A 6972-nucleotide genomic window follows, 5' to 3' on the forward strand; every position below is an offset into this window, starting at 1 on the left:
CAAAAAATAGAATTTTTGTTCAAAATTTATGGAAAGATACGGAGTCAGTCGCCAAAATTTTGGCTTGACTCAAAAAAAGACAGCAGAAAAACATCAAAATCAACAAAAAATGGACAACACCATGAAAGCCCAATCTTTTACCACAGAGGTTGAGACACAAGTTCCAGCCGGACAATTTATCTATTCTCGGACTGACCTCAAGGGAAAAATTGTTGAGGCGAATCAGGCTTTCGTGGACATCAGCGGCTACTCACGAGAAGAGATGATTGGCCAGCCTCATAATCTGGTGCGGCATCCTGATATGCCTAGCGAAGCATTTGCTGATATGTGGCGAGACCTGAAATCGGGCAGACCTTGGCGCGGCATTGTGAAAAATCGGCGTAAAGATGGTGGATTTTATTGGGTGGTTGCCAATGCTTCTCCTGTCCGTGAAGAGGGGAAAATTGTCGGTTATCAGTCAGTGCGAACCCGTCCGACGGTTGAAGATGTGATGGCAGCCAAAGCTGCTTATCAACGCCTGCAACAGGGTGATCGTTCTATCCGTGTTTTTCACGGTCGGATTGTCCCCAAACGTCGTTCCTTATGGGCTTTGTTTTGCTGTTCCGAAGTTCAGCCTTGGCTATTGAGTGGCAGTTGCTTGTTATTTACTGGCTTGTTTTTATTGCGTGTCGTGTTGGGATGGACGTGGTTAGACAAGGTATTACCCATACTGGCTACCTTGTTGTTGTCCATCACCTTATTTTTTATGCTGGTTTTCATGCCAGCATTTCAAAAGGGCTTACAACAACTGACCGATTACCTTGAAACATTGTTGTTATCAGGTGATTTAACCAAACGATTTGACCTACAACGACAAGACCCCCTCGGCATTATTGCCAGAAAAGTCGATCGTTTTGTTTCTTCAGTGCAAGCCACCATTCAATGTATGGGAGATGCCGCGCGGCAAGTTCGCGATATTGCCAACGAGGTGGAACAAGGCATGACCCAAGTACACGTTGCGGCACAACAACAGAATATCGCCTGTTCCTCTGCGGCCCATGAAATCAGTGCTGTCACCCGTTCCATCGCCGATGTCGCCAACAGCGCTGGCCACACCTGTCAAGTTTCCGCCTCGGCTAAACAATCCTCTGAGGCAGGTAGTGTGGTAGCACATCAAGCCAGCCAAACCATCGTCTATTTAGCCGATGCAGTGAAAGCGTCAGCGCAACAAGTTGAACAGTTAGGGCAAGAGTCGGAAGAAATTTCCCGTATCACAGCAGTGATTAAAGACATTGCTGAACAGACTAATTTATTGGCCTTGAATGCGGCCATTGAAGCGGCAAGAGCCGGCGAAACGGGGCGGGGTTTTGCAGTCGTGGCAGATGAAGTCCGCAAACTCGCAGAACGCACTAGCATGGCGACTGAGGACATTAGCCGCATGGTGCAGGCAGTACAACAAGAAACGGTCAAGGCGGTGGCGGGAATGCGTTCGGGGGCGCAGCATGTAGAACAAGGGGTACAACTGGTTGAACAAGCAAAAGGGGCGTTGCATGACATTAACCAAAAAATGCAAACCACGACTGAACGCGTCAGTGAAATTTCATTTTCTGCCCAACAGCAAAATCAAGCCGTTCATACCCTAGAAGAACATTTGGGACAAATTGCGGTAATGACAGAACAAAATCGGGTGGTGGTGTCGTCTACCAGTGACACCGTTGCACACCTAAACAAAATGGTATTGCGTATGGAAAAATCCGTTACGCAATACCGCGTTAAGGGCTAAAACTTATTTCACACCATACACTTGGTCAAACACGCCACCATCTGAGAAATGCGCTGTCTGGTTCTTTGCCCAACCGCCTAAATCGGCAATCGAGAATAGTTTGACCTGCGGGAATGTATTGCGATATTGGGTAGCGACCTGTGGATCGATAGGTCGGTAGTAATTCTGGGCAATCAAGGCTTGTGCCTGTGGGGTGTATAAGAATTTCAAATAGTCCGTTGCCAGCTGTCGTGTGCCTTTTTTATCGACGTTCTTATCAACAATTGCCACTGGCGGCTCGGCCAAAATCGATAGCGAGGGCACCACAATATCAAATTTTTCGGGTCCTAATTCTTTCTTTGCCAAAATGGCTTCGTTTTCCCATGCCAATAACACATCACCAATCCCACGTTCGGTAAAAGTCATGGTTGAACCACGCGCCCCCGTGTCCAGTACCGGAACGTTTTTATAGAGTGCGCGTAAATAGTCTTTTGCTTTTTGTTCGGTGGCCCCCGGCTGTTTTAATGCCCAACCCCACGCAGCCAGATGATTCCAACGCGCACCACCGGATGTTTTTGGATTAGGGGTAATCACTTGTACCCCAGGCTTGACCAAATCCCCCCAGTCTTTAATTTGTTTGGGATTGCCCTTGCGAACCAGAAAGACAATGGTGGACGTATAAGGAGAGCTGTTATGAGGCAGGCGGCTTTGCCAATTTGCGGGTAACAGCTTAGCTTTTTGGCTAATTTCATCAATATCATACGCCAAGGCCAGCGTGACCACGTCTGCACTTAAACCATCGATTACCGAACGGGCTTGTTTACCCGAACCGCCGTGGGATTGTTGAATCGTTAAAGTGTCTTTGCTATTGCGTGCTTGCCAATCTTTGATAAAAGCAGCGTTGATCTCTTTATATAGTTCACGAGTCGGGTCGTAGGATACATTTAAAAGTGTCACCGGCGCGGCCCAAACCGATGAAGACAAACCGACAGCGGCAAGCAACCATGTAAAACGAGTCATGATGTTATCCTTAATTGAGTTGACTCGCCTAGCTTACCCCACCCTAAACCAAGTAAAAAATAATAAATAACGCTTCTTTTATTCTCAATTTGTCTATTGATGATGTTGACCAAGGGGGATCGGTATTTCAAACACCACACAACAGCCGCCATAATAGCTATCTTCAATCCACACCTTGCCGCCACAACTTTCTACAATACGCCGCACAATCGCCAAACCAATCCCCGTGCCGCCACCATCGCGTTCACCAAGGGCATTCGATTGTAAACGCTCAAACACACGAAACACCCTTTCACGATAAGTCGCCTCGATACCCACGCCGTTATCACACACGGTATAGCGGACGTTGTTCACATGACGTTCACCGTGAATGACAATATGCAGTGGCAATATCGGCGGTGTTTTCTCTTGATGGGACGGCTGAGCATGCCGCAGGGCGTTTTCTAAAATCGTTTCGAAAATTTGATTGAGGCGTGGCGTATCAATCCAAACCGCCGGCAACGCTGGATGCACCTCTACCTCAGCATGATATTGCTGTAAAGCAGGGGTCAGACGTTGTAACAATACAGTCAATAATCGATTGACATCCACCTCCACCATCTGACCACGCGGTTGATCAGCGGCCAAATAACGTTCGACATCACGCAATAAATTCTGTTGGCGCCGCGCCTGTTGGCGAATAAAGTTTAAGGAAAACGCCACTTCGGGATCATCCTCGACGCGATTACCTAGTAGAGAAGTCAAATGATCGGCATACGAGGCAAGACGGCGGGCAGGTTCTTGCAGATGATGAGCGGTCACTTCAGCGAAGCGTTGCAACTCGGCATTACTGCGCGCCAGCTGCGTCATCATCTGTTTTTGCTGGGTAATATCACGGCTGACATGCACCATCCCCATCGCCTGTTCGCCCCATGTCACAGGGGATAATATGACTTCAAACCAGCGTTGTCCTAAGCGATCCTCGACCTCGATACGATGTCCTGTTCCACCTTGATAAATCTGTTGGCACACCGGACAGTCTTGAATCGACAGATGTGAGGCATGTAATACATCATGGCAATGTCGGCCAACACACTCGACCTCGGATAGATTGAACAGCTTACGAGCCGCAGCATTGGTTTGGCGGATTTCACCATTCACATCAATCACCACCGTCGGGTCGGGAATGGCATCGTAGGTTGTGGCGGCATGGGCCATTAACCGGAACGGCCCCGCTAGGGCATATTCCACCAGCGCCACATAGATATACCAATAACCGAGAATTTTAAACAAATGGCCAATCAGGTTGGATAAGCCATACACATCAACATAAAAAGTGAACGCCAACTCGGCAATAATCGTGGCCACAATGGATACCGAAATCAGCGCCACCATGTGAGGATCAAAGCGTTTTCGCCGCCAATAGAGGTGTAAACCGGCCAATATCAGCAATAACACGATGATATATTCACTCACAATTTTAAAAGGCGTGAGTCCTTTTCCTTCAATAAAGGCATCGGGAAAATAACCCGACATAATCCATGCCCATACCGCCAACGCAATTCCCCCCATCGTGGTAATCAGCCAACCACGGTGTAGCGTACGCACCCCAAACCACGGCACGGCCAATAACAACAGCGCCTGTAAATAACGGGTTGCAACCCAAACTTGGGTGGGTAAATTGGCATCAGTCACGCCGGGATAAATATTCATTCCCTTGTAAACCAAGGTATGAAATAAATCTAAGGCGCCCAACCACAACAAACCGGTACCGAGAAAAAGCAAAAACGGATTACGCGAAAAACCATAGGTATTCCATGCCACGATAAAAGCACTGGTTGCCACTACGATAGACACCAGTTCTGCCACGGTATGGAACAATAAAAAGCTGAAAAAACTTAACGGGATTAACAACATCACCGCCAGCAGGGGCACAATCGCTCGCCGTCCAATTAGCATGGACTTGAGCGATTGTATAATTTCTGAACCATACCCATTCATTGGTTTTCTTTCACGCTTTCAAGCGTCATTTCCGTCAAATAGGGAATTTCAAAGGTGAAACACGAACCCAAGCCTTCGCCAGCTGATTCCACCCACAATCGCCCACCATGATGTTCAACAATTTTGCGACAAATCGCCAATCCTAAGCCAGTGCCTTCATAGGCCGAGCGAGATTGCAAACGCTGGAACATTTGGAACAAACGTCCGGCTTGCTCCGGCATGATGCCAATTCCATTATCTTGAATCGACACCGACCACATACCATCGCCGACCACTGCACGGATTTCAATATGTGGCACACGCTCCGCCACACGAAATTTCAAGGCATTACCGATCAGGTTTTGTAACAAACGCAATAGCTCATCCGGACTGGCAAACAGGCGTGGCCATTCACCCTGCACTGTGATCTGTGCGCCCGACTCACGCACCATTGGCTGTAAGAATAACAGCACTTGTTGCAACACCTCTTGGCTTTCTATCCAAACAGGGGGTTCCCCCTTGCGGCCAACACGCGAATATTCCAACAACCCAATTAACATTGCATCTAAGCGTTTTGCACCATCAATCGCAAAATGACAAAATTGTTGTTGGTCTTCATCTAATTGATTACCCAAACTTTGCCGGAGCAATTGCAAATAACTCGAAATCATCCGCAGTGGTTGCCGCATATCGTGAGAAATACTGTAGCTAAATTGCTCTAGTTCAGCATTCGAATGTTCCAACGCATGGGTTTTTTCTTGCAATTCGGCTTCGCTGGCTTTGAGCGCACTGATATCAATTGCGGTCACCGCCACCAAACGCTGTTCGGCTAATTGCACCGGAATGGCATGTAACATCACTGCGATCTGACGGTCTGGTAGCACAATATTGAGATGGTCAATTGTCGCCAACTGCCCCTGAATGGCCTGAGCCAACAGCCGCTGCAATGCTTCTTGTTGTTCAACTTTTGGCCAACAAGGTAAGTCCACCAAGGTTGCACCCAGCACTCGTTCCCGTTGTCCATGTAAGACAGTTAAAGCCTGTGAATTGACTTCTAATAGCCGCCCGTCACTATCAACAATCGCCGCCATCAAACTAGATTGTTCAAATAACGCGCTAAATAAGCCTTGGCGATAGGCCAACGCTTGGTTAGCCTGTGCAATTCTGTGCTCATCACGCTTCATCCGCATGATAAACAGCACAAACAGTACCATTAACACCACAGCAAACACCGATACCCATGCCACTTGTCGGTACCAATCGGCCAAATAATCCTCATCCGCCAAAGCCACTTGCACATAAAACGGATATTTTTTCAACACACGAAAGCTACCAAGGCGCGCTTTAGCATCGGTGGAGGCGATAAACCGTAATGAACCTGCGCTCACCCCCGCTTCAATTTGTCGGCGCACCGCATTACTCGGTGGAATCGGCTGATTGATGTCTTGCTCTTGTACGCTGCTATAAGGGGTGCGGAAAATCAGCCGGAAATTATCCGACCGCCGCAGTAAGGCACGTCCTTGATCGCCGACATCCAATTTCGCGAAATCATCGGCCAAATCGTCAAGGTGAAACAGGGCATTCACCACACCTATCAATTCACCATCAGCGTTACGAATCGCCAGCGATTGCACCAATGCCCACTTTCCCGTGGCACGAGCGACTAAGGGATCGGAAAAGACATGATTTAACGAAGGGTTGGCGCGCAAGCGTTGGAAATGGGGACGATCAGCAATGGAAAACGGGCGCCATTTAGCATCAGAAGACAACAATAATTGACCATCGGCATCAAAAATAAACAACCCTGCTACGGCAGGAAAATCAACAATTAAGTTCGCCAGCCGTTTTTGCATTGGCAATAGCGATTCTGAAGGAGTGCGGCTCCATAAGCCTTGGGTACGCACTTCGTCTGCCACAAAAGAAAGAATGCCATCCACACGAGAAAAGTCAGCCGCCACCCGTGTTTCTAAAACCTGCACCAAGTTATCAGTATTGATCTTGGCACTGTTCACGGCCTGTTGATGACTCGCCCACAGGAAATAGACCATTGTGGTAAGAAGACATAGTAAACCAAGGCTAAACGCCAACACCGGTGTCCGCATGGTCTGCATAGGCAAGGAGGATGAAGCAGAAAGTGGTGCCATAACGGTAACCCTAACGCTGCAATAGATTGATGTAAAAGTGAAAAAATAATAGAAAAAAGTTTTTTCACTTTAGAAGATCAGCACTGCGATAACTGACATTATTATACA

At 47.9% G+C, this 6972-nt stretch carries 4 protein-coding genes; 1 reads left to right on the forward strand and 3 read right to left on the reverse strand.

Translation table 11 applies throughout. The features are described from left to right. Nucleotides 1–121 precede the first annotated feature (121 nt). Nucleotides 122–1762, forward strand: a complete 1641-nt coding sequence (locus tag ACTBZS_RS11370) for a methyl-accepting chemotaxis protein (RefSeq protein WP_463044204.1) — start codon at nucleotides 122–124, stop codon at nucleotides 1760–1762. A 3-nt stretch (nucleotides 1763–1765) separates the two neighbouring features. Here the strand turns inward: ACTBZS_RS11370 and ACTBZS_RS11375 are convergent, their stop codons facing one another. From ACTBZS_RS11375 to ACTBZS_RS11385, 3 genes are all read right to left on the reverse strand, one after another. Further along, on the reverse strand, nucleotides 1766–2761 hold the full coding sequence (locus ACTBZS_RS11375; RefSeq protein WP_463044205.1) for a sulfate ABC transporter substrate-binding protein: 996 nt from the start codon (nucleotides 2759–2761) through the stop codon (nucleotides 1766–1768). A 93-nt stretch (nucleotides 2762–2854) separates the two neighbouring features. After that, the gene (locus ACTBZS_RS11380; RefSeq protein WP_463044206.1) at nucleotides 2855–4699 is read right to left on the reverse strand and encodes an MASE3 domain-containing protein; all 1845 of its coding nucleotides are present in this window, start codon (nucleotides 4697–4699) and stop codon (nucleotides 2855–2857) included. A 38-nt stretch (nucleotides 4700–4737) separates the two neighbouring features. Further along, a complete protein-coding gene (locus ACTBZS_RS11385; protein WP_463044207.1) occupies nucleotides 4738–6864 on the reverse strand; it encodes an ATP-binding protein in 2127 nt (708 codons plus the stop codon). Between the last annotated feature and the right edge of the window lie 108 nt (nucleotides 6865–6972).

It is taken from the genome of Aquaspirillum sp. (genome assembly GCF_055136605.1).

Bases quoted from the DNA above. Each gene is read 5' to 3' on its own strand.
- ACTBZS_RS11370 (WP_463044204.1), top strand. From the start codon at position 122: ATGAAAGCCCAATCTTTTACCACAGAGGTTGAGACACAAGTTCCAGCC.
- ACTBZS_RS11385 (WP_463044207.1), bottom strand. From the start codon at position 6,864: ATGGCACCACTTTCTGCTTCATCCTCCTTGCCTATGCAGACCATGCGG.
- ACTBZS_RS11380 (WP_463044206.1), bottom strand. From the start codon at position 4,699: ATGCTAATTGGACGGCGAGCGATTGTGCCCCTGCTGGCGGTGATGTTG.
- ACTBZS_RS11375 (WP_463044205.1), bottom strand. From the start codon at position 2,761: ATGACTCGTTTTACATGGTTGCTTGCCGCTGTCGGTTTGTCTTCATCG.